The sequence below is a fragment of the Pseudomonas sp. PS02290 genome (assembly GCF_029960075.1).
Taxonomy (GTDB): domain Bacteria; phylum Pseudomonadota; class Gammaproteobacteria; order Pseudomonadales; family Pseudomonadaceae; genus Aquipseudomonas.
Window position 1 is genome coordinate 1 of the sequence record NZ_JASCOY010000008.1, and the last position, 21,941, is coordinate 21,941.

The window sequence follows — 21,941 nt, forward strand, 5'->3', positions numbered from 1 at the left end:
GGAGAAGAACGAAAAAGTGGCGTAATCGCCGCCTGCGCTGGGGGTACATCGACATCCCATGCCTGGCGCGCCGCGTAACGGCGCGCCAGGATTAGGTATCACGCCTGATAATCCGTGCCGTGCCGATCCAGTTCGCGGATCAGCGCGTTCCAGTGCCGTGTCACGCCCGGACCGGTGCCGCTTTTCAGGACTTTGGCCTGTTCTTCCACTTTCCTGACCACTTCCTCGGGCGGGAAGATCAATTCGGCATTGCCCGCCGCCTGCGCCGCGATCTGAATGTTGCACGCGTATTCGAGGTTGTGCAGCTGCTGAAACGCGTGCTCGACACTCACCCCTGCCGTGAGCAGACCGTGGTTGCGCAGGATCATCACGCTCTTGTCGCCCAGGTCCGCCACTAAGCGTTCACGCTCGCCGAGGTCCTGCGCGATGCCTTCGTAACCGTGGTACGCCACGCGCCCGGAGAACCCGAGGGAATGCTGGGAGATCAGCAACAGCCCGTTCTTCTGCGCAGAGACGGCAATCCCGTCGCGGGTGTGGGTGTGCAGCACCGCCTGTAAATCAGGCCGCGCAGCATGGATGGCGCTGTGGATAACGTAGCCGGCGTTGTTGATGCCCAGGCCGGTCGGGTCATCGACGAGGGTGCCGTCGATGTCGACCTTGACCAGATTGGACGCGGTGATCTCGTCGAACAGCAAGCCAAAGGCGTTGATCAGGAAGTGCTCGTCAGGCCCCGGCACGCGCGCGGAAAAGTGCGTGTAGATGTGGTCGGTCCAGCGTCTCAGGGCGGCGATCCGGTAAGCCGCCGCCAGTTTCACCCGCACCTCCCATTCTTCCGGGCTGACTTGATCGCGAACGCTGCCGGCGTTGACGGCGGTGCTGACGCCGGACTGAACGGGTAAAGAACTGACGTTGCTCATGCATGACTCCCTGGTGGTCTGTTTCAGACGTAATCGGGGCAGCCTATGCGCTGAGCAAACCATTTAGAAATCACATTTTCTTCTAAGCTAATTATCAGTATTTTTTATTATCAGCCTGAGCTTTCCATCAGGCGGCGTCGGCTGACAATCAGACCTATCAGCTGCATTGATGCCGTCAGACTGCCTACCGCAATATTTACTGACAGTTCTTCGCCCCTCTTTCAACCGCGTCTAAATCGTCTCATACCGGTGGAGGCCAGCAGCAGCAATCGCCCAGAAGCAGCCATTTGCAGGCGATGCCGCCTCAAGTGCGATGCACAGCGTCTACCCGCTGATTGCTCCGCAACTACTGGACTCCGCCCCGCCCAAGTCTTGGTTTTTCAAACCTCCACTGGTAGCGTGCCGCGCCTCGCGGTATCGCCCGCTCCCCTTTCGTCATCGTTTCCGATACGGGGACTCGCCGCCCCCTACTCAAGGACGCTGCGCGTTATGCATATGGCGATGCACGGTCATTAGCAAATGGAGTTAACAATGACGCAAAACAGCACCGTGCTGTCCGGCATCCCGCTGGATCAATTTATGGACCGTGTTGAGGTCGAGCATCAAGAACACGGCGCCGACTTTTTACTGGGCCAGTTGCGCGCACAGCCGCTGAAGGCGATCTCGCTGGAATCGATCACCCGTCTGCACGTTTTGTGGGTTAACGCCGGTGACGCTGAAGCAGCCAGAGCGGTGCTTACCGACGACGGCCAAGCTTTGATCGAGGTTACGCCTGACGATGCGCGCAACGAACTCAAATTCAACCTGCTGCTCTACCAACTGCGACTAGGCAACTATTTGAAAGACGAGCAGGGCCTGCTGCAGGCGTTGGACAGCCTGCAGCAACTGACCAAGGAACCGCTGCCGTTCGACATCGAGCGGTACTGGCGCCACCACATCTTCGAAGATCTGCAGCACACAACGCTCGATGTGGCGCTCCGGGCCATCGAAGTGAGCCACACCCTGTCACTGATCAATCCCTGCCGTCACACTTTGCGGGCTTGGGACGATGCCGATCAATACCGGCGCCGGGCCAGGGTACTGGCCGCCCATGACCGTAACGAAGAGGCGCGTGAAACCGCGCTATCGGCAGTTGCCGCTTTGCGCACAGCCAAAGAAGATCAGGATGTCGACGTTAACGACTGGCTGTGGCTGGGCGATTCGCTGATCGAAATCGTGCCGTTGCGCCTGGCGATGTTTGAGCAACCTGTGATGCGACTGATCGCAGAGTTGGCACTGCCCCAACGTCGGGAATATGAAGTGCGGCTGGCGCGTTTGGCCGCCCGGTCACTGCACGCCCAAGGCGATCTGGCAGGGGCGTTGAAAATCTGTGAAGTGGCGACGCTGAGCTTAGGGGCCGACGGCGGTGACAACTTCGTTGATTTCCATTTGCCTTGGCTGCTTGAGGACGGCCAGATCGAAGAGGCCGGGCAACGTGCGTTCGTGGAAATTTATGAAATGCGCGACGAAATGTGGCCGGGCACGGCTGCTTGGGTACACGATCGCCTGCTCGATGCCGAGGATGCATCCGCATGGTGGCCGTTGTGCGTGATGCGTGCCTGTGACGATCAAGCGGTGCTGGAGCGGTTCATTTCCGGCCTGCCGTCGCGTGACGAGTCGATGCCGACCTTGGGGCCGCTGCTTGATGCCATGCATGCCAAAGGCCACGAGCTTGGTCAGATCGACAACGTCTTCACCGAGGCCCTTGCTGAAGCCAGGCGCCGCTCGCCAAACCACCCGTGGATCAATCGCCTGTTGGCGGTGCGGGAACGCATTGCCGGACGAATTGACGCCAACACTGAACTTGCCATGCTCCGCGAGGCAGTCCCCGCCGGCAATATGCAGGACAACCGCAGCGCCTTCAGCCTGCTTAGCGCCCACGCGAGTGTGTTCGGCATTATCAATGCCCTGCGCCAACCTTTACCTCCACTGGCCGGTGGTATGTACTACTACCGGTTTGCGGTCCACACCGAGGGTCTGGTCGAAACGCACGTCGAGCAACTCTCGAGCGATGAGGCAGACCAAGCCTGGGCGCTGCTGAGCCAAGTACAAAAGGCTGCCTACGAACACGGCCAGGCTCGAATGGAGCAATGTTTCTCCAGCGGCCGCGGGCACCGCTTCGATGCCTGTGCGCACCTGTACTCAATGCTGTGCAACAACTTGGCAAATAACTACCGGCGCTACAACGACCAACGCATGTATGAGCAGGCCATTGAGCTGCATTCCCGAGGCATCGCCGCCAGCTCGTTCGCAGAACATTATCAGGGCATCCTCGAAAACCGAATTCTGCTGGAGGACAACGAGGGCATCGCCGACGCTGCCGAACACCTTTGGCACTACGCAGCCGACTATGGCTACAGCCGCCACGACCCTGAAGAATACCTACTGGGTGTCACCCGTGCCCTGCACCGCCTGGACCGCAACCGCGAAATATTGATCTGGCTGGAGCGTATCCTCCAATGGCAGGAAGAGCGCGGCGTACGCGACCAAGATTTGGAGTACTCGGAGCTGTTCGTAAGGACGAAAATCGCCTTGTACTTGTCGTTCAGTTTGCCGGAGGCGGCCACCAGCTTGTGGCTACGCTACGCACCGCACATTAACGAACGCGACGAGGCATCCCTCCTGGGCTGCGCCGGAGAAGTACTTGAAGGGCTTGGCCGCAAGGAAGAAGCTTTGGCGTATTACCAGCGCTCCATCCTGCAAAGTGACCCGAACAACGCGGCCGACCAGCACAATATCGAAATTTTCCGCCAGAGCATCGCCGAGCTGGAGGCTGCTGGAAAACCGGACTGCAAGACCTGGTGGCAGGTATGGCGGTGAAACCGCAAGCACGACAATCCGGTTACGCCTCGCGCAACGCACTCAATGCTGATCAGCTCAAGCGCGGGATTGCTGAACGCAGCAAGGCCCGCGGTGATGCGCCAGAGGTGGGCAAATGGTTGCTCAATCATTATTACCGTCATCTGGTCGGCAATTTCGAACCTGCGCGGCGGATCCTGACCCTGGAGCAGGCTGCCGAAGCACTGGGCGCCGAGCCGCCCTCATGGGTGCCAAGGCATTTGAGCGACGCCGGCAAAAATTCGCAGCAGACACCCGCGCCGCTGGTTTGGGTCGATCCGCATCAAGCGCCACTGCTGGCTCAAGAGGCCTTGCTGGTGGAGTTCCTGACCTCTCGCCAGGGCACGGCGCTGGCCGGCAAGCTCGACCGCATCAACTGCCCGCAGGCGCTGGCGCTGTGGCAAAAAGAACATGCGCAAATGGCGGAGCGGGTCGAGCTAGGCTGGCGCAAGAGCAACCCCGAGGCATTGCTCGCCCGGGTGACCACCGCTGAGCACGTATTACAGGAGCTGCGCCCGGAGAGCCCCTCGCTGCGCGCGGAAATGGCCTTTGAAAGCTACGTGATGCGCCACTGCCTGGGCCAGTTCGCTGATCGTCGTGCCTTGACCGGCGGCTACGGCGAGCGCTATGCAGAAGCGCTGGAGCAGCGGCGCATTCGCGTGTTCAGTTTTCGCGACAGCCAGGGCCAGCCACACATCACCATCAGCCTGATCGTTCAGGCCGACGGCACCTTGACCGTCGAGCAGGTCAAGGGCAAGCAGAACCGGCCACCGGTCGAGCGTTATTACCAGGACTTGCTGCAGTGCCTGAATGCCCTCGGCACCGACCAGCAGACGCCCGCCGACTGCATTGCAATCGGCATCGTGCGCACCGAAGTCGGTTGGCAGCGAATCGAAACCGTCAGCGACCCGGCCGCTCAGAGTCGTCTGGTAGCCTGTTATCCGCAACTGTACGACTGCCTAGATGCGCCCTCGGCCATGGTCGAATGGCTGGTGGCCGGACGTCAGCCACAGCAGTTCCTGCAGACTGCCCCGCACGCGGCTTCGGTCAAGTACGCCACTCGCCACATATTCTGCGAACGCGTTGAGCGTTCGTCTGATGCCCCGCTGTACCTGACCGAAGATGTGCAGTGGCCTGATATGACCTCGCCGCTGGCCGGAGAAATCCAAGCATGGCAGGCTCGGGCAAGGTAAGGAGAACGGCATGTTTTTAAGTATCGCAGCGGTTGTTTCAGGCTGGTTGTTGTGGCGAACATTCAGGGCAAGGGGCGGCGCATCGTTGTTCAGCCCGCGCAAGCACTGGTCGCTACTGTTAGCCAGGCCCATGGCTGACGCAATGGAAATCGAGGGCTTCTACTCGCCGGCATGCGATCCCTTCACCGAGCAAGCGCGGACGACCTTGCGCGCAGCGTTGCTCTACCAAGCCGGAATACGCAGCAATTTCAATGACGAGGCGGTGCGGAAGCACTTCAGTGCGACGCTCGAACAGCAATGGTACAGCCTCGACCTGCAGGCGCTGACGGCCGAAGATGAACCCCGTGCAGCCATGGCTTTTGCCTGCGCGCGGGTGGCGTTTCTGGTCCGCTGTGCATTGCTGATGCGCTGGCTCGAACCCGAACTTGCCTGGCGTATCCTGCTGCTGAACGCACAGCGGGCGCAGGACTGTTTCGACAGTTGGGCAGATTTCGGTAGCGCCTATAAGCTGGGGCGCGAGCAGTGGGTTGCAACGTTTCGCGTCGATTCGCTGGGCGAAGCGTTCCACGAGCAGCATCTGCGCCAGTTGCTGGCAGCCGGCAGCGGTGCTTGGGCCGATATTCACTGGCAAACGCCTGCGGCGTTGAATCCAGTTTTGGCCGAGTAACGCCTGTGCTACGGCGAGGACTTTTCCTGGTAGTCAAAACGGTGTCTTGGTCAGACCGTCCACCACCACGTCACAGCCCTCAAGCTGCATCCCGCTCCTGCTTCAGCGACTGCGCCACCAAACTGCCGAAGGACGCCACCGGCGCCTGCAGATTGCCGAGGAAGCGAGGGTAGATCAGCCACAGGTCCATGACCGGCTTGAAATCCTTTAGCGGCATGACCGCCAGTGAATCGCGGTGGACGCTGCGTTCCAGCAGCGGACGCGGCACCAGACCCAGGCCCATGCCATCGGCAACCAGCCCCAGTTGCAGCTCGGTGCCGAAGGTTTCCAGATTGACCTTCAGGCTTAACCCCTGATCAGCCAGCGTGCGTTGCAGTCCGGCGCGGAAACCGCAGCCATCGGGGTTGAGCACCCAGCCCAGCTCGTAGCAGTCCGTCAGCTTCACCGGCTTTTTCGGCAGCGCGCTCCTGGCGCACACCACCACCAGCTCCATCTTGCCGATGGACTCGCCGACGATGCCTTCAGGGAAGATCTTCCCGGCCGGGAACAGCGCCGCGGCCGCGTCCAGTTCGCCATTCTCGATTTTGCCGATCAGGTGGCTGCCCCAGCCAGTGATCACCTGGGCGCGCAGGTCGGGAAATTGCCCGCGCAGGTGTTTCAACGCATCCAGCAGCACGACGTCGCCGATGGTTTGCGGCACCCCCAGCCTGAGCAAACCGCTGGGCGGCGTGTCGCTGGCGACGAGTTCACGCAGAGAGTCCATTTCCCGCAGGATCGCCAGACACTTCTGATACACCTGCGTGCCCATTGGCGTCGGCTTGAGCGGCTTGGTGTTGCGGTCAAACAATTCGACGCCCAGCGCTTGCTCGAAATTCTGCACGCGGCGCGTGATGGCGGGTTGGGTCAGGTCGAGGGATTCAGCGGCATGGCTGATCGACTGGCAGCGAATGACCGCTACGAAAGCATCGATGTCATCAATTTTCATTCGGATCGCACATGGAATAAGAGAAACAAGATAGGCAAAAATCATAATGGCTATCGAAGGCGCTGGATAGCCTCACAACGTCCGGCACCCTGCGAATCGGTTATCAACGACTTTTTGGTTATAACCTAATCATCAATAAATAGCATATTAGCCAGGCGCATTATGCTTATATTAAGCATCCCCTTTCCGACCGGAGCCGATATGACTCACATCCGACACCCTGAACGACTCAGGGCCTTTATCGGCGCGTTGGCCGAGCTGATCGATAGCAACCCGGGGGAAGGCGACCTGCTCTCCCGGGGTGGCAAGCTGCTGGGGCAACTGGTCAGTCATGACGACTGGCTGCCGGATGAGTTCGCCGCGCCCGATCCGGCGCGCTATCAACAGTTTCTGTTGCACGCCGACTCACGGCAGCGGTTCTCGGTCGTCAGCTTCGTGTGGGGGCCGGGCCAGAGCACGCCGATTCATGACCATCGCGTCTGGGGCTTGATCGGCATGCTGCGCGGCGCCGAGTATTCCCAGGGGTTCGCCCGCAGCGCCGATGGGCGACTCGAACAGGAAGGCCCGGCGATCCGCCTGGAGCCCGGTCATGTCGAGGCACTATCGCCGCGCAGCAACGACATTCATCAGGTCAGCAACGCCTTCGACGATCAGGTGTCGATCAGTATTCATGTCTACGGCGCCAACATCGGCGCCGTGAAGCGCGCTGTTTACCAGCCCGATGGCAGCGAAAAGCTGTTCATCTCCGGCTATTCCAACGCTTTTCTCCCGAACATCTGGGACCTGTCCAAAGAGAACCAAGCCCAATGAGCCATGACACCCGTTCATACGCCGACATCCGCCGCGCCCTGCTCGCCCATGAGGAGGTCGCGCTGATCGATGTCCGCGAAGAAGCCCCGTTCGCCGAAGCTCACCCGCTGTTCGCCGCCAACATTCCGTTGTCGAAGCTGGAGCTGGAGGTGCTCGCGCGCATCCCACGTCGCGATACCGCTGTCACCGTTTATGACAACGGCGAAGGTCTGGCCGAACGCGCCTTGAAGCGTCTTCAGGAACTGGGTTACAGCGACGTCAAGCTGCTTGAAGGCGGGTTGCAGGGCTGGCGCAACGCTGGCGGCGAGGTGTTCATTGACGTCAACGTGCCGAGCAAGGCGTTCGGCGAACTGGTGGAGCATCGTCGCCACACGCCGTCTTTGGCCGCCGAAGAGGTCAAGCAGTTGCTCGACGCCAAGGCCGACGTGGTGGTGCTGGATGCGCGGCGGTTCGATGAATATCAGACCATGAGCATTCCCACCGGCGTCAGTGTGCCCGGTGCCGAACTGGTGCTGCGTGCCCGTGAACTGGCGCCCAATCCCAACACCCGGATCATCGTCAATTGCGCCGGCCGTACGCGCAGCATCATCGGCACCCAGTCGCTGGTCAACGCGGGCCTGCCCAACCCGATTTCCGCCCTGCGCAATGGCACCATCGGCTGGCTGCTGGCCGGGCAGACCTTGGATCACGGGCAATCCCGGCGCTTCCCGCAAGTCAGCGACGCGACCCGGGAAGTCGCTCGGGCGGATGCGCGCAACGTGGCGGACAAAGCACGAGTGAAACGAGGCAGCCGCGCGAACCTGCCGGTCTGGCAGGCAGAGACGACTCGCACGACGTACCTGTTCGATGTGCGCACGCCGGAAGAATTCGAAGCCGGTCACGTGCCGGGTGCGCGTTCGACGCCGGGCGGCCAACTGGTGCAGGAGACTGACCATTACGCCAGCGTGCGCGGCGCACGAATTGTCTTGCTCGACGACGACGGCGTGCGCGCGAACATGTCGGCTTCGTGGCTCGCACAGCTCGGCTGGGAGGTGTTCGTGGTGGACAACCTGGACCCTGAGGATTTCAGCGAAAAAGGCGGCTGGAACGCGCCGAGTCCGCCCGCGCCGCAGGTCGAGGAGATCAGCGCCGAAACACTGCGCCAGTGGCGCGAACACGGTGGCGTGGCGGTGCTGGATTTCACCGCCAGCGCCAACTACGTCAAGCAGCATATTCCGGGTGCCTGGTGGACGCTGCGAGCCGACCTTGCCAGCGCGCTGCAGAACATTCCGGTCGCCGAGCGCTACGTGCTGACCTGTGGCAGCAGCAAACTGGCGCGCCTGGCTGTGTCTGAGGTCGAAGCGCTTACGGGCAAGCCGGTGTTTGTGCTCAAGGACGGCACCGCCAGTTGGGCCGCGGCGGGGTTAGAGCTTGAGCACGGCGAAAGCCATCTGGCCTCCTCGCGCATTGATCGCTATCGCCGGCCTTATGAAGGCACTGATGCGCCGCGTGAGGCGATGCAGGCGTATCTGGATTGGGAGTATGGATTGGTCGAGCAGTTGGGCCGCGACGGGACCCACGGGTTTTATGTGATCTGAGCCGCCGCATGACGGCTGGCCCCCGTCGCGCGGACGACGCCAGCCGCTGTGGGAGTGAGCGTGCTCGCGAAGATGGCGTTCCAGCCGCTGAAGATTCAGCGCGTGTGCCCGCCACCTCGTGGGCAACCGCTCCTGCACAAAATGCATCGCCCCAAAAATAGTTATGCATTAATTTAATAATTAGTATCCGCATCATCACACAAATACATAATTAGCATATAACCAAAAGATACTTCTATTCCGTTTCTTATAGGCATAAGGTCAATCCCCTTGCCGACCCCTTCTCCAGGCGGAGGCCAAGAATCCACTTCCACGCCTGGAGACACGCATCATGTCCGCCCCTTTCACTCCCCTGCTCCGCGTCCGACACGTGATACTCGGCGCACTGCTCGCATTGTCATTCAGCCAAATCACGCAGGCCGCCGAGCCACTCCAGCCGCTGCTCGTCGCTAACCAGAAGTCCGCGCTGAAGGTGCTGCTGGAGGTGTCCGGCGAGCTCAAGGACGTACCCTACGAGATCAAGTTCTCCGAATTCCCTTCGGCGTCGCCACTGGGCGAAGCCCTGAACGCAGGGGCCGTTGACGTTGGCGCACTGGGCGACGCGCCGTATGTCTTTGCGCTGGGCGCGGGGGCCGCGTTGAAGGTCATCAGCATCACCCACGTCAGCGGCCGCTATACCACTGCATTGATCGTGCGCAACGACTCGCCGATCAAGTCGGTTGCCGACCTCAAGGGCAAGCGCATCGTCACCGGACGCGGCTCCATCGGCCATTACCTGGCCATCCGCGCGCTGAACGAAGCGGGCCTGAAGACCAGCGACGTGAATTTCGTCTACCTGCTGCCCAGCGAGTCGCGGCTGATCCTCGACAACGGCGATGCTGACGCCTGGGCCACCTGGGCGCCCTACACCACCGTCGCCACGCAGAACGGCGCGCGCATTCTGCCCAACGGCCCGGACTTGCTGACCAATCATTCCTACCTCGCTGCGACCAGCAAGGCTATCGCCGACAAGCGCGTGCAACTGGACGACTTCGTGGTGCGCCTCGACCGCGCCTACCGCTGGGCCAACGCCCATCCCGCCGAATACGCCGCCGCCCAGACCAAGGTCACCGGGCTGCCATTGGCCGTGCACCTGGCGGTCAACCAGGACACCAAAATGGAACGCGTGAGCATCGATGACGGCGTCATCAAGGGCCTGCAGAACACGGCGGACATCTACCAGCGCGAAGGCATCCTTAACAAGCACGTCGACGTGTCCCACGGCTTCGATGCGGATTTCAACGCCATCCGCCTGGCCGCCGAGCAATCAGCCGAGCAAGCCGCCCACCAGAACAATCCCCAAGCTGCGCGCTAAGCGCTCGACTCAGGAGCACACATCATGAGCAAGCCTCGTCAACTCAAATTCGGTGCAATGGTCCATGGCGTGGGCCACGGTTGGGGCGAGTGGCGCCACCCGGACGCGCAGGCCGACGCCAGCACCAACGTCGACTGGTATAAAGGCCAGGCCCGACTGGCTGAAGACGCGAAATTCGACTTCGTGTTCATCGCCGACAGCCTGCACATCCACGAGAACTCCAGCCCGCACTACCTCAACCGTTTCGAGCCACTGACCATTCTCTCGGCGCTGGCGGCGACGACATCAAAGATCGGCCTGGTGGCCACCGTGACCGTCAGCTACACCGAGCCCTTTCAAGTGGCGCGGCAGATCTCTTCCCTGGACCACATCAGCGGCGGCCGCGCCGGCTGGAACGTCGTCACCTCATGGCTCAGCGGCACCGCCGAAAACTTCAGCAAGAGCGAGCATCCGCCCCACGCCGTGCGCTATCGCATTGCCAGGGAGCACGTGTCGGCGGTCAAAGGGCTGTGGGATTCCTGGGAGGACGACGCCTTCACCCGCAACAAGCAGACGGGTGAGTTTTTCGACCGCAGCAAGCTGCACGCCTTGAACCACGCGGGCGACTTCTTTCAGGTCAAAGGCCCGCTGAACATCGCCCGCTCACGCCAGGGTCAGCCGGTGCTGTTTCAGGCAGGGACTTCCGAGGACGGGCGCAACTTCGCTGCAGAGTATTCCGATGCGATTTTCGTCCACGCCGAGTCCCTGGAAGAGACTCAAGCGTATTACGCCGACCTCAAGCGCCGCGCTATCGGCTTTGGACGCAACCCGGATGACCTGTCGATTTTGCCGGGCATTCGCCCGATCGTGGGGCGCGACGCCGAAGAGGTTGAGCAGCGTTATCAGCAAGCGGTGGAACTGGTGAGCATCGAAGACGCTATCGTCGCGCTGGGCCGGCCGTTCAACGATCACGACTTCCGCCAATACCCGCTGGATGCGCCGTTTCCGGACCTGGGCGATCTGGGCGCCAACAGCCAGAAAGGCGGTTCGGATCGGATCAAGCAGCAGGCCAGGGAGCAGAACCTGACCCTGCGTCAGGTTGCGCTGGATTTCTCCCGCCCCCGCCGCGAGTTCGTCGGCACGCCCGAACAGGTCGCCGACCAGATTCAGCACTGGTTCGAGAACGGCGCCAGTGATGGCTTCATCATCAATTCGCTGTTGCCTGATGGGCTGAAATACTTCACCGAGTTGGTGATTCCGGTCCTGCAGCAACGCGGCCTGCAACGCAGTGATTACACCGGCTCGACCCTGCGCGAACACTTTGGTCTGGAGTTTCCCGTTAATCGTCATACCGCCGCGCGGCTGGCAGCGGCTGCGAAGGTCACGGACGCTGAAAAATCGCAGGTCCCGGCATGAGCGCAGGATTGAATCGGCAGCCTGATGCTTCAGCTGATGCCGAGACCGAGGCGGCCTTTGTGGCGCGTTTGCAGGGGATCACCGAGCGGCTGGCCGAGACCGCGCAGCACTACGATGAAACGGCTGAATTCCCACACGAGAACTTCCGTTTGCTGCACGAGCAAGGTCTGCTCGGGCTGACGGTCGAAGGCGCGCTGGGGGGCGGTGATGCGGATCTTAAGCGGGCACAGCAAGTGATCAGCGCGGTGGCGCGCGGCGAGCCCTCCACTGCGCTGATTCTGGTGATGCAGTACATCCAGCACGCACGCATTCGGGAGGTCAAAAACTGGCCCGAGCATTTATACCGACGGGTCGCGCTGGACGCGGTGCATAAAGGTGCGCTGATCAATGCGCTGCGCGTTGAGCCGGATCTGGGCTCGCCTTCTCGCGGCGGGCTGCCGGCGACGATTGCGCGCAGGACGGCGGAAGGCTGGCGGATCAGCGGACGGAAGATTTACTCGACGGGGAGCCGCGGCCTGACCTGGTTCAACGTCTGGGCGCGCAGCGATGACGCCGATCCGCTGGTCGGGGTGTGGCTGGTGCGCAAGGACAGCCCGGGCGTGAGCATCATCGAGGACTGGGATCATTTGGGCATGCGCGCGACCTCCAGCCACGAGGTGATTTTCGACGACGTGCTGGTGCCGCTGGATCATAGGGTCAACACCAGCCCGGCGAGTTCGCCGCAGCCTGAACTGGATGCAACAGGATTGCTGTGGATGTCGGTGTTGTTGTCTTCGGTGTACGACGGCATTGCGCAATCGGCGCGGGACTGGCTGGTGAATTTTCTGGAGCAGCGCACGCCGTCCAACCTGGGAGCCTCGCTGTCGACGTTGCCGCGCTTTCAAGAAGTACTCGGCCACATCGACACCTTGTTGTTCGCCAACCGGACACTGCTGGAATCGGCGACTCATGGGCTGACGCCGGCCAGTCATGGGGCGCAGATCAAATACCTGGTGACCAGCAACGCTATTCGCGCGGTTGAACTGGCGATTGAAGCCACCGGCAACCCCGGCCTGTCGCGCAGCAACCCGCTGCAACGCCATTACCGCAACGTCGTCTGCGGCCGAGTACACACGCCACAGAATGACGTGGTGTTGCAGGGGGTGGGCAAGGCCGTATTTGCCGGGCGAGCAGTCAGGCAGTAAGTAGCACTGCATTCCACAGTAGGACCGGCTTCAGCCGGGAAGAGGCCAGTTGCGACACCCTCAATCTTGCAGCGTCATGTCCAACGTCTTCCCGGCTAAAGCCAGTCCTACGTTCGCCGATCAAGCCAGCATTTCAGGCGGCTCGAACGCGGTGATCGGCGGTACTTCGCCGTGCCACCTTTCAACGTCAACCGTCACTGTCTGCGCCGAGCAGCCCTGAGACAGCCTCGACGCCCCGACATCTTCAGTCAGCACATTCGGGTTGCCGTGCTTCTCCAGGCTGTTCGGCTGACCCTTCACCAACGGATCAAACCAGGCCCCCGTTGCGATCTGTACCACGCCCGGGCGAATGTCGTCGGACACAATCACCCCCGCCAGAAAAGCACCGCGATCGTTGAACACCCTGACCACATCCCCCTCGGCAATCCCGCGCGCCAAGGCGTCCTGCCGGTTGATCGTCAACGGCTCCCGACCCTGAATTTTCGAGGCCTGGCTGTAAGCCCCGTGATCGTATTGACTGTGCAGGCGCGTCTTCGGCTGGTTCGACAGCAGATGCAAGGGAAGTGGCTGGGCGGGCTTGTCCAGCCACACGGGATGGCCGGGGCAGTCGGCATAGCCAAAGCCTGCGATCTTCTCACTGAAAATCTCGATCCTGCCCGACGGCGTCTGCAGCGGATTCCTCTGAGGATCATCCCGAAAGGCCTTGAGCAGCACAGTACCGTCTGCCGGGTAATCCACTTCGAACACGCCCTTGCGCCAGAACTCCTCAAAATCCGGCAGCTCGATGGCAAAGCTTCCGGCACGTGGTCGCGACTCTTCATACAGCAAGCGCAGCCATTGCCCGGCATCACGGCCCTCAGTAAACACCTGCTCGCAGTCCAGCCGACGGGACAGCTCGGCGAAGATCGCATAATCGTCCCGCGCCTCCCCCACCGGCTCGATCACCTTGTGCATGGCGATCATGAAACGGTCGGACGCCGCGCTACCAATGTCATCACGCTCCAGCGCAGTGGTCGCAGGCAGCACAATGTCCGCGTGTTTGGCCTGAGCGGTCCAGAACTGCTCGTGAACGATGATGGTTTCCGGACGCTGCCAGCCCTGCAGCAGTCGATTGATGTCCTGGTGATGATGAAAAATGTTGCCGCCGGCCCAGTACACCAGTCGGACGTCCGGGTAGTGATAACCCTTGCCGTTGTAATCGAACGCCTCGCCGGGATTGAGCAGCATGTCAGTGACCCGCGCCACCGGAATGAAATCCTTGACCGGGTTCACGCCCTGGGAAAAGCGCGGCCCGGAAAACGCCTTGCGCCCGCTGCCGGTGTTGTTCATGCAGCCATAACCCAGCCCGAAGCCGCCGCCGGGCAGACCGATCTGACCAAGCATCGCCGCCAACGTCACGGTCATCCAGAACGGTTGCTCGCCAAACTGCGCCCGCTGCAGCGAGTAGGCGACGTTGATCATCGTGCGCTTGCCGGCCATCTCCCGCGCCAGGCTGACGATCCGTTGCGCCGGAATATCCGTCAGCGCTGCCGCCCACTCCGGCGTCTTCGCCACGCCATCTACCGCGCCGAGCACATATTCGATGAAGCGCTCATGCCCCACCGTATAACGACGCAGAAAATCTACGTTGTGCAGTCCTTCGTCCACCAGCACCCAGCATAGCGCCATCATCAGCGCAGTGTCGGTGCCGGGCCGCACGGCGAGCCACTCATTGCGCTGCGGTCCGGTTAAATCATCACGCAGTGGGCTGACATTGACGAACTGCACGCCGGCATCCGACATCCTGCGAATGCCGTTGCTGACCAGATGATCGCTGGCACCGCCGGGGCTGCATTGCGCGTTCTTCAACGGCAACCCGCCAAACGCGACGAACAGCTCGAAATGCTCCGCCAGATTCTGCCAGGAGGTGTGCGCTGCGAGCAGCCAGTCCATGTTGCCGACGATGTGCGGCATCAACACCCGGCCCGCGCCGAGGCTGTAACTGTCAACGCTGTAGACGTAGCCGCCGCAGCTGTTGAGGAAACGGTGCAACTGGCTTTGCGCATGATGAAACCGCCCCGCGCTGCCCCAGCCGTAACTGCCGCCGAATATCGCTTTGTTGCCATGCTCACTCTTTACCCGCGACAACTCGGTGGCGACCAGATCCAGCGCAACATCCCACGGCACCTCGACGAAGGCTTCGTGGCCGCGCAAGTGCGGGTTGCGCAGGGCCGGATGATCGTCGAAGCGCTCGAGAAAACTGCGGCGCACGGCCGGCCGACGGATACGCGTGGCCGAGTCGATTGCCCCGGGAATAGACGAACCAATCGGCGAAGGGTCCGCGTCCCACTCCACCGGATCCATGGCCTGAAGCCGTCCGTCAACAACCCGCGGACGGTAAGCGCCCCAATGCAACGAGGTGAAACTCATGGGTCAATGCTCCAGCAAGTGGGCCTGTGCGGTGACTGCCGTGATCGATCAACGCGCCGCTTGTGCCGACGCGTCAGCCCCGGCGTCAAGCGCAGCGGCAAAGGAGTCGTCGAACACAGTGCCAGCCGGATAGGACTTCGTCAGCCCCGCAGCGTTGAAAAAGTCGATGGTCTGCTGCGCCTGGGTAATGACCTGGGGTGAAATCGGCAGCACCACCGTCGCCGAACGCTCGAACCAGCCCCGCGCCACCTCGGGGTCGGCCTTGGACAGGACCGCCCACGCATTAGCGTACGTGTCGGTGTTCTGCTTGTTGGCGACCGACCAGGCCCGAGCTTTTTGCAGGCGCTGGAGGAAGTCGGTGATTTCCGGGCGCTTGTCTTTGATCGAGCGGTCATTGGCGACGACAAAGCTCTGCGCCGGGATCAGGTTTTGCGCGGTGGTGATCACCCGCCCGCCCTGGCGCTCCTGCTGAATCACGTAGGGATCCCACGTGGCGATAGCGTCAACCGAACCACCGTCCAGAGCATGGGAAGCGTCCAGCGCACTCAAATATCGATATTCCACCGCATCCCGCGCGATGCCGGCCTTGTCCAGCGCAGTCAGCATCAATTGCTGGCTCCACGAACCCTTCCAGATCGCCACCCGCTTGCCTTTAAGGTCGGCCACCGATTTGATCGGCGAATCCTTGCCCACCACGATCGCCACCCCCGCCAGGTTCTGCCGTGAAACGCCAATCACCTTGATGGGCGCCCCCAACGCGCCGAGAAACAACACCGGCGCATCACCCAGCAAGCCGACGTCGAGGCTGCCGGCATTCAGCGCTTCCGCGACGGGCGAGCCGGCGGTGAACTGCTTCCATTCCAGCGTATAGGGCAAATCGTTGAGAACGCCAGCGGCTTCCATGACGGTTCGGGCGCCATAGCTTTGATCGCCCACCACCAGTTCTGCGGCATGCACCGCGCTGAGTGAGCCGGTGAATAGGAGAAGTGATAACACAGGGCGCAACAGAAGGGATTTGATCGACACAGGCAATCTCCGGGGAGGCTCCATCGGAACCGGATCATGAAATGAACGCCGGTCCGCCTGTGCGGTAGCCGATTCTTGGGCCTGCGCCGGGTGAAGCAGCGTCAGGGATCAGAACCATAGCATCGAAGGTTATATTAATTAAATTCAATATAGCTATATATAAATATGCGAAATGTGCAGATCAAGGTAGCGGTAGACTGGATCACTACCCAAATCCCGCACAAACAAAAACGCCGCTCTAGTGAGCGGCGTTTTTGAGAATTTGGAGCGGGAAACGAGACTCGAACTCGCGACCCCGACCTTGGCAAGGTCGTGCTCTACCAACTGAGCTATTCCCGCAAATGGCGTCCCCTAGGGGACTCGAACCCCTGTTACCGCCGTGAAAGGGCGGTGTCCTAGGCCACTAGACGAAGGGGACACAGCCTGGAAACACCATGGTGTTGTGTTCCAGTTCCAGAAATACATCCGAAGACGCTTTCTGGTTTCACTCAACTTCGCCCGAAAGCAAAGCTGCTTAAAAATGGAGCGGGAAACGAGACTCGAACTCGCGACCCCGACCTTGGCAAGGTCGTGCTCTACCAACTGAGCTATTCCCGCAATGGCGTCCCCTAGGGGACTCGAACCCCTGTTACCGCCGTGAAAGGGCGGTGTCCTAGGCCACTAGACGAAGGGGACACGCTACAACATTCACTCCCTGCTACGCTCTGCTGTGTGCTTTACGCTGCAAGTGGCGCGCATTCTATGGATGGATATAGGGGTCGTCAACCCCTCAGTGAAAATATATTCAAATCAATGACTTCGCCCTCTATTTAGGCAATGAACGGCCGATACACACGTGTCAGCCGCCATGGGGAATATCAGGCGGAGTGACAGGACCACCTTCCCGCGATAGTGGATAGCCACTACACTCGCGCAAATTACTTGACTGAGGCTTGTGCGGTGACACCACTCTTTATCACCTTCTTGGTTGTAGCAGGCATCGTGCTCCTCATTGCGGTGGGCTATCTGAATCATGTCGCAGAAGGCAAAAAGGTCGAGCGCGCGCGAAGCATGGTCGAGCTCAATGATCGGTTGCGTCGCTGCAGCGAGCTGTCGGAAACCTTCCCCGGTCAGCTGATGACACCGGCGCTCAAGCTGCTGCTGGTGCGCCTGGAGCTGAACGTGGTCAAGCGCCTGCTCGCTCTGGAAAAAAGGAACAACCCGAACCTTCAGGAACGCCAGGCTGAACTGGAAGCGCTGGTGGCCCAGGGTGACGCGATCACGGTCAGCAACCCGGCGAGCCCGATTCAGACCGAAGCCAAGGCCAAGGACGTGCGCTTTCTTTTAGAAGCCATGCACGGCCAGGTCACGCGAGCGGCCCACGATGGTTTCCTGCAAACAGCTGAAGCCAAGCACTGGATTCGCGAGATCCGCAATTTGCTGGTGCTGCTGCACATCGAGTTCTTCAACAACCTGGGCCAGCACGCGATGAGTCAGGAGCAGCCTGGCCAGGCCCGTCTGGCATTTGAGCGCGGCGTTCAATATCTGAAAAATCAGCCTGAGCCCGCGCCGTGGAAAGCCCACCTGCAGGCCATGGAACGGCAACTGGCCAAGGCCAACTCCATGGTACTGGACACCATTGCACCGACTGAAGACGACAATAACGAGCTGACCGAAGGCTTGAAGGTCGTGGACGCCGACGCCGAGTGGAAAAAGAAAGCTATCTACGACTGATGGCTGACGCCTGACGCACCGCGCAACACGGTGCGTCAGGACTTCATCTCAGCAATCGGTTGATTCCAGGAAAATCGCCGCCAGCCGCTCAATCCCCGCCTGATCTTCCTCGCTGAAGCGCCCGACACTCGGGCTGTCCAGATCCAGAACGCCAATCAGCTTTCCGTCCTTTATCAAAGGCACCACCACCTCGCTATTGGAAGCACTGTCGCAGGCGATGTGTCCGGGAAACTCATGGACATCGTGCACGCGCTGGGTTTCGCGGCTCTGTGCCGCCGTGCCGCAGACGCCCTTGCCGAACGGAATGCGCACGCAGGCGATCTGGCCCTGGAACGGACCCAGCACCAGCTCTTCGTTGCGATTGAGGTAGAAGCCTGCCCAGTTCAAGTCGTCGAGCTGGCTATAAAGGAAGGCCGAAAACTGCGCCGCGTTGGCGATGAAGTCGCGCTCGTCGGCCAGCAGGGATTCCAGTTGTGCAGCCAGCAGGCGGTAGCCATCAAGGCCCTCCCCTGCAGAATTCAAATCAATCATGCGTCTTGCTCCAGCATTTTCAAACCTACCCAATAACGGGCGAACTGATACGCGCAACGACCGTTGCGGTTGCCACGGCCGGTCGCCCAGCGCACGGCGTGGATCTCAAGCGCTTCATCGCGTTGCCATTGCAGGCCGGCCTTGGTCGCCAGTTCGCCAATCCAGTGTTCCACCACATCCAGGAAATGCTCCTGGGTGAAGGGATAAAACGAAAGCCAGAGGCCGAAGCGGTCCGACAACGCAATTTTGTCCTCGACCGCTTCGCTCGGGTGAATCTCGCCGTCGTCACCACGCTGCCAGTGAGCGTTATCGCTCTCCTTCTCCGGCACCAGATGACGGCGGTTGGACGTGGCGTACAGCAGGACGTTGTCCGGCGCTTGCTCCAGCGAACCGTCGAGCACGCTTTTGAGCACCCGGTAGTCGCCTTCACCGGATTCGAACGACAGGTCATCGCAGAACAGTACGAAGCGCTGGGGCAACTTCTGCAGTTGCTCGACCACACGAGGCAGATCACCCAGATGATCGCGCTCGATCTCGATCAGGCGCAGGCCGGCTTTGGCGTGCTCGGCCAGCAAGGCGCGGACCAGCGACGACTTGCCCGTGCCACGGGATCCCCAGAGCAGCGCATGGTTGGCGGGCAGGCCGTCGATGAACTGCTGGGTATTGCGGCCCAGTTGCTCGCGCTGGCGGTCGACGCCGATGAGGTCGGACAGGCGCATGTCCAGCGTGACTTCCAGCGGCATCAGGTAACCGCCGCGGCCTTCGTGCACCCAGCGCGCGGCCAGCGTCGTCTCCCAATCGACGGGCTGACGCACCGCCGGCAACAGAGGTTCGAGACGCGCCAGTACCGACTCGGCGCGTTCCAGAAATGCGTTCAATCGAGAATCCACGGTTTCTCCTTGATTTAACGGGTTAACGCCCGGCCGCGATCAGCTATGCTTGCCATGCGACGGACACAAGAAGTGACAGTGCCTTTATGGATATACCGATCACCCACCGGCTGTCATTCAAACAGGCCCGTTTGACTGTGCTGATCGGCTTTGTATTGGGCACGCTGCTCAGTCTGTTTCAAATTGCCCTCGATTATGCCAGCGAAGACGCGTCCATCGATCGTGAAATTCGCTCCTTGCTGCAAATCAGCCACAACCCCGCCTCGCGTATTGCGTACAACCTGGACGCAGAACTGGCGCAAGAGCTGACCCTCGGCCTGCTGCACTCCCCGGCCGTGGTCGGCGCGCGGCTGACCGATAACAACAACGTTCAGCTCGCTGCCGTGTCTCGACCCTTGGCGAACAGCGCTTACCGGATGGTCAGTGATTTCCTGTTCGGCGGGAGTCGGCAGTTCGAAGACATGCTGCATCTGGACCACATGCCTGACGAGTCGATCGGCACCTTGCACCTGGACGTCGACACCTTCGCATTCGGCAGCCATTTCCTGCAGCGGGCCGTGATTACCCTGGTCAACGGCTTCGTGCGCAGCCTGGTGCTGGCCGGCCTGTTGCTGGCGCTGTTTTACTTCACCCTCACCAAACCGCTGACGGGCATGATCCGTGCACTGTCCGAACGGGATCCGCGCAGCCCCGTTCAGCCGCCGGTGCCCTGCCCGCGCGGCCATGAGCAAGACGAAATCGGCGTGCTGGTGGCGGTCACCAATCGGCAGTTCGAGAGCGTGGCCAGTGAGTTCGCACGGCGGCGGGAGGCGGAAAACCGGCTCACCGATCATCTCAACGAGCTGGAAGACATCGTCTCCGCGCGCACCAATCAGCTCGAAGCCAGCAACGCCCGGCTCAGTCAGTCCAACGAAGAACTGCAGATCGCGCGCAGTACCGCGCTGGACATGGCCCACGCGCGCTCGGCGTTTCTGGCCCACATGAGCCATGAAATCCGCACGCCGCTCAATGGCTTGTTGGGCATGCTGGCGCTGTCCCTCGATGGCCCGCTGAGTGCAGAACAGCGCCAGCAGCTGTCCATCGCCCACGACTCGGGCAAGGTGCTGGTCGAACTGCTCAACGACATTCTCGACCTGTCGAAATTCGACGCCGGCCAGGTAGAGCTTGAGCGCATTCCGTTCGATCTCGCCGCCTTGATCGAAGACACCGCCAGCCTGCTGTCGCAAAACGCGGCGCCGAATGTCGAGCTGACCTGCCTGATCGACCCGCGCTTTCCGGCGTCCGTGCTGGGTGACCCGACCCGGGTGCGGCAGATCGTCAGCAATCTGCTCTCGAACGCGCTGAAGTTCACCCGCGCCGGCCGCGTGGACGTGCGCCTCAGTCAGCACGGCGACCACGTGCGCATCGAGGTCTGCGACACCGGCATCGGCATCGCGCAGGACGCTCAGGCGAAAATCTTCCAGCCGTTTACCCAGGCCGAAGCCGCGATCACCCGGCAGTACGGCGGAACCGGCCTGGGCCTGACCCTGACCCACAACCTGACCGATGCCATGAACGGGCAATTGAGTATCGAGTCCGCTGTCGGCGTCGGCAGCCGCTTTCGTGTGGACCTGCCGCTGCCGGCACACACGCCCGCGCTGCAATGGCCGTTGCTGAAGGGCAAGGTACTGGTGGCCAGCGACACAGGCAGCGGTTTGCTGGAAATGCTCAGCGGACTGCTGCCGGAATGGGGCGTTACCTGTCAGCCGCTGGCAGAAGGCGCGCCACCCGACGCCGACGCAGACCTGCTGATCACCGATTGCCCGCAATGCCTGGTGGCCATCCGCGAGGCCTGCACGGTGCCGGTGTTGCTGGTGACGGCGTACGGCAATTTCATGCCCGGCGAGCAGGTTGCGATCCTGGCACCGCTGCAGCAGCAGGCGCGGCCATTGCCGCGCAACGTCCTGCATCAAAGCCTTGAGCGCATTCTGGATGCCGACGGTCAGGCAGGTATCAGCCACGAACAGGGTGGCCCCTCACCCACCCATCGGGCGCGTATTTTGCTGGTGGAGGACAACCCGGTTAATCAACTGGTGGCGAAGGGCATGCTCGGCAAGCTCGGCTGCGATGTGGTCATCAGCAGCAATGGCGCCGAGGCGCTGCAGCAACTCGAGCAGGACCACTTCGATCTGGTGCTGATGGACTGCAACATGCCGGTGATGAACGGCTATGACGCCACCCGCCGAATCCGGGAAATCAGGCGCTGGTCGGATCTGCCGATCATCGCGCTAACGGCCAACGCGATGCCGGAAGAACGCGAACACTGCAAGGCCGCGGGCATGAGCGACTACCTGGCCAAGCCGTTTCGTCGCGAGGAATTGATGGCGTTGCTGGATCAGTGGATCCCCGTGGAACAGCCGCATTAAAGGCTGCT

Annotated in this window: 16 protein-coding genes and 4 tRNA genes; 10 read left to right on the forward strand and 10 right to left on the reverse strand. The window is 61.3% G+C overall.

Going from position 1 to position 21,941, the window contains the following annotated elements; all coding sequences use genetic code 11:
* Positions 1 to 98 precede the first annotated feature (98 nt).
* A complete protein-coding gene (locus QMX88_RS06250; protein ID WP_282367350.1) occupies positions 99 to 917 on the reverse strand; it encodes a class II aldolase/adducin family protein in 819 nt (272 codons plus the stop codon).
* Between the two features lie 531 nt (positions 918 to 1,448).
* On the opposite strand from QMX88_RS06250, the gene QMX88_RS06255 reads away from it, so the two are divergent.
* From QMX88_RS06255 to QMX88_RS06265, 3 genes are read left to right on the forward strand one after another with little or no spacing between them, the layout of a single operon-like run.
* Positions 1,449 to 3,776: a hypothetical protein gene (locus tag QMX88_RS06255; RefSeq protein WP_282367352.1), complete on the forward strand. Its 2,328-nt coding sequence runs from the start codon at positions 1,449 to 1,451 to the stop codon at positions 3,774 to 3,776.
* A complete protein-coding gene (locus QMX88_RS06260; protein WP_282367354.1) occupies positions 3,767 to 4,987 on the forward strand; it encodes a hypothetical protein in 1,221 nt (406 codons plus the stop codon). Before QMX88_RS06255 ends, QMX88_RS06260 begins: the two co-directional genes overlap by 10 nt.
* Before the next feature lie 10 nt (positions 4,988 to 4,997).
* Positions 4,998 to 5,654, forward strand: a complete 657-nt coding sequence (locus QMX88_RS06265) for a DUF1266 domain-containing protein (RefSeq protein WP_282367356.1) — start codon at positions 4,998 to 5,000, stop codon at positions 5,652 to 5,654.
* 79 nt (positions 5,655 to 5,733) lie between these two features.
* Here the strand turns inward: QMX88_RS06265 and QMX88_RS06270 are convergent, their stop codons facing one another.
* A complete protein-coding gene (locus QMX88_RS06270) occupies positions 5,734 to 6,639 on the reverse strand; it encodes a LysR family transcriptional regulator (protein WP_282367358.1) in 906 nt (301 codons plus the stop codon).
* A gap of 201 nt (positions 6,640 to 6,840) precedes the next feature.
* Here QMX88_RS06270 and QMX88_RS06275 point away from each other — a divergent pair, with 201 nt between their 5' ends.
* The 5 genes from QMX88_RS06275 (at position 6,841) to QMX88_RS06295 (ending at position 12,959) form a co-directional block, all read left to right on the forward strand.
* Positions 6,841 to 7,449, forward strand: coding sequence for a cysteine dioxygenase (locus tag QMX88_RS06275; RefSeq protein WP_282367360.1), 609 nt, complete (start codon positions 6,841 to 6,843; stop codon positions 7,447 to 7,449).
* A complete protein-coding gene (locus QMX88_RS06280; RefSeq protein ID WP_282367362.1) occupies positions 7,446 to 9,026 on the forward strand; it encodes a rhodanese-related sulfurtransferase in 1,581 nt (526 codons plus the stop codon). Before QMX88_RS06275 ends, QMX88_RS06280 begins: the two co-directional genes overlap by 4 nt.
* A gap of 331 nt (positions 9,027 to 9,357) precedes the next feature.
* Positions 9,358 to 10,380, forward strand: coding sequence for an ABC transporter substrate-binding protein (locus tag QMX88_RS06285; RefSeq protein WP_192172758.1), 1,023 nt, complete (start codon positions 9,358 to 9,360; stop codon positions 10,378 to 10,380).
* Positions 10,381 to 10,404: 24 nt separating this feature from the next.
* Entirely contained in the window at positions 10,405 to 11,775 is a 1,371-nt protein-coding gene (locus tag QMX88_RS06290; protein ID WP_282367370.1) for an LLM class flavin-dependent oxidoreductase, read from the forward strand.
* A complete protein-coding gene (locus QMX88_RS06295) occupies positions 11,772 to 12,959 on the forward strand; it encodes an acyl-CoA dehydrogenase family protein (protein WP_282367372.1) in 1,188 nt (395 codons plus the stop codon). The genes QMX88_RS06290 and QMX88_RS06295 overlap by 4 nt, the downstream gene beginning before the upstream one ends.
* 120 nt (positions 12,960 to 13,079) lie before the next feature.
* Here the strand turns inward: QMX88_RS06295 and QMX88_RS06300 are convergent, their stop codons facing one another.
* From QMX88_RS06300 to QMX88_RS06325, 6 genes are all read right to left on the reverse strand, one after another.
* Positions 13,080 to 15,368, reverse strand: a complete 2,289-nt coding sequence (locus tag QMX88_RS06300; RefSeq protein WP_282367374.1) for a molybdopterin guanine dinucleotide-containing S/N-oxide reductase — start codon at positions 15,366 to 15,368, stop codon at positions 13,080 to 13,082.
* Positions 15,369 to 15,416: 48 nt separating this feature from the next.
* Positions 15,417 to 16,418, reverse strand: a complete 1,002-nt coding sequence (locus QMX88_RS06305) for an ABC transporter substrate-binding protein (RefSeq protein ID WP_442969437.1) — start codon at positions 16,416 to 16,418, stop codon at positions 15,417 to 15,419.
* 239 nt (positions 16,419 to 16,657) lie between these two features.
* A tRNA-Gly gene (locus tag QMX88_RS06310) sits at positions 16,658 to 16,733 on the reverse strand.
* A 3-nt stretch (positions 16,734 to 16,736) separates the two neighbouring features.
* Positions 16,737 to 16,812, reverse strand: a tRNA-Glu gene (locus tag QMX88_RS06315).
* 103 nt (positions 16,813 to 16,915) lie between these two features.
* Positions 16,916 to 16,991 (reverse strand) — tRNA-Gly (locus tag QMX88_RS06320).
* Positions 16,992 to 16,993: 2 nt separating this feature from the next.
* Positions 16,994 to 17,069: transfer RNA gene (locus QMX88_RS06325), tRNA-Glu, on the reverse strand.
* Between the two features lie 264 nt (positions 17,070 to 17,333).
* Between QMX88_RS06325 and QMX88_RS06330 the strand changes: the two genes are divergently transcribed.
* Positions 17,334 to 18,107: a hypothetical protein gene (locus QMX88_RS06330; protein WP_192172765.1), complete on the forward strand. Its 774-nt coding sequence runs from the start codon at positions 17,334 to 17,336 to the stop codon at positions 18,105 to 18,107.
* A 48-nt stretch (positions 18,108 to 18,155) separates the two neighbouring features.
* On the opposite strand, the gene QMX88_RS06335 is transcribed toward QMX88_RS06330, so the two are convergent.
* Positions 18,156 to 18,638 carry a GAF domain-containing protein gene (locus tag QMX88_RS06335; RefSeq protein WP_282367377.1) on the reverse strand — a complete coding sequence of 161 codons (483 nt, stop codon included), beginning with the start codon at positions 18,636 to 18,638 and terminating at the stop codon, positions 18,156 to 18,158.
* Positions 18,635 to 19,528: an ATP-binding protein gene (locus QMX88_RS06340; RefSeq protein ID WP_282367379.1), complete on the reverse strand. Its 894-nt coding sequence runs from the start codon at positions 19,526 to 19,528 to the stop codon at positions 18,635 to 18,637. Before QMX88_RS06340 ends, QMX88_RS06335 begins: the two co-directional genes overlap by 4 nt.
* 86 nt (positions 19,529 to 19,614) lie before the next feature.
* On the opposite strand from QMX88_RS06340, the gene QMX88_RS06345 reads away from it, so the two are divergent.
* Positions 19,615 to 21,933, forward strand: coding sequence for a hybrid sensor histidine kinase/response regulator (locus QMX88_RS06345; RefSeq protein WP_282367381.1), 2,319 nt, complete (start codon positions 19,615 to 19,617; stop codon positions 21,931 to 21,933).
* Positions 21,934 to 21,941: the final 8 nt, after the last annotated feature.

Coding starts and splice junctions, on each gene's coding strand:
- QMX88_RS06305 (WP_442969437.1), bottom strand. CDS start 16,418: ATGGAGCCTCCCCGGAGATTGCCTGTGTCGATCAAATCCCTTCTGTTG.
- QMX88_RS06270 (WP_282367358.1), bottom strand. CDS start 6,639: ATGAAAATTGATGACATCGATGCTTTCGTAGCGGTCATTCGCTGCCAG.
- QMX88_RS06250 (WP_282367350.1), bottom strand. CDS start 917: ATGAGCAACGTCAGTTCTTTACCCGTTCAGTCCGGCGTCAGCACCGCC.
- QMX88_RS06300 (WP_282367374.1), bottom strand. CDS start 15,368: ATGAGTTTCACCTCGTTGCATTGGGGCGCTTACCGTCCGCGGGTTGTT.
- QMX88_RS06295 (WP_282367372.1), top strand. CDS start 11,772: ATGAGCGCAGGATTGAATCGGCAGCCTGATGCTTCAGCTGATGCCGAG.
- QMX88_RS06255 (WP_282367352.1), top strand. CDS start 1,449: ATGACGCAAAACAGCACCGTGCTGTCCGGCATCCCGCTGGATCAATTT.
- QMX88_RS06265 (WP_282367356.1), top strand. CDS start 4,998: ATGTTTTTAAGTATCGCAGCGGTTGTTTCAGGCTGGTTGTTGTGGCGA.
- QMX88_RS06280 (WP_282367362.1), top strand. CDS start 7,446: ATGAGCCATGACACCCGTTCATACGCCGACATCCGCCGCGCCCTGCTC.
- QMX88_RS06260 (WP_282367354.1), top strand. CDS start 3,767: ATGGCGGTGAAACCGCAAGCACGACAATCCGGTTACGCCTCGCGCAAC.
- QMX88_RS06335 (WP_282367377.1), bottom strand. CDS start 18,638: ATGATTGATTTGAATTCTGCAGGGGAGGGCCTTGATGGCTACCGCCTG.
- QMX88_RS06285 (WP_192172758.1), top strand. CDS start 9,358: ATGTCCGCCCCTTTCACTCCCCTGCTCCGCGTCCGACACGTGATACTC.
- QMX88_RS06290 (WP_282367370.1), top strand. CDS start 10,405: ATGAGCAAGCCTCGTCAACTCAAATTCGGTGCAATGGTCCATGGCGTG.
- QMX88_RS06275 (WP_282367360.1), top strand. CDS start 6,841: ATGACTCACATCCGACACCCTGAACGACTCAGGGCCTTTATCGGCGCG.
- QMX88_RS06345 (WP_282367381.1), top strand. CDS start 19,615: ATGGATATACCGATCACCCACCGGCTGTCATTCAAACAGGCCCGTTTG.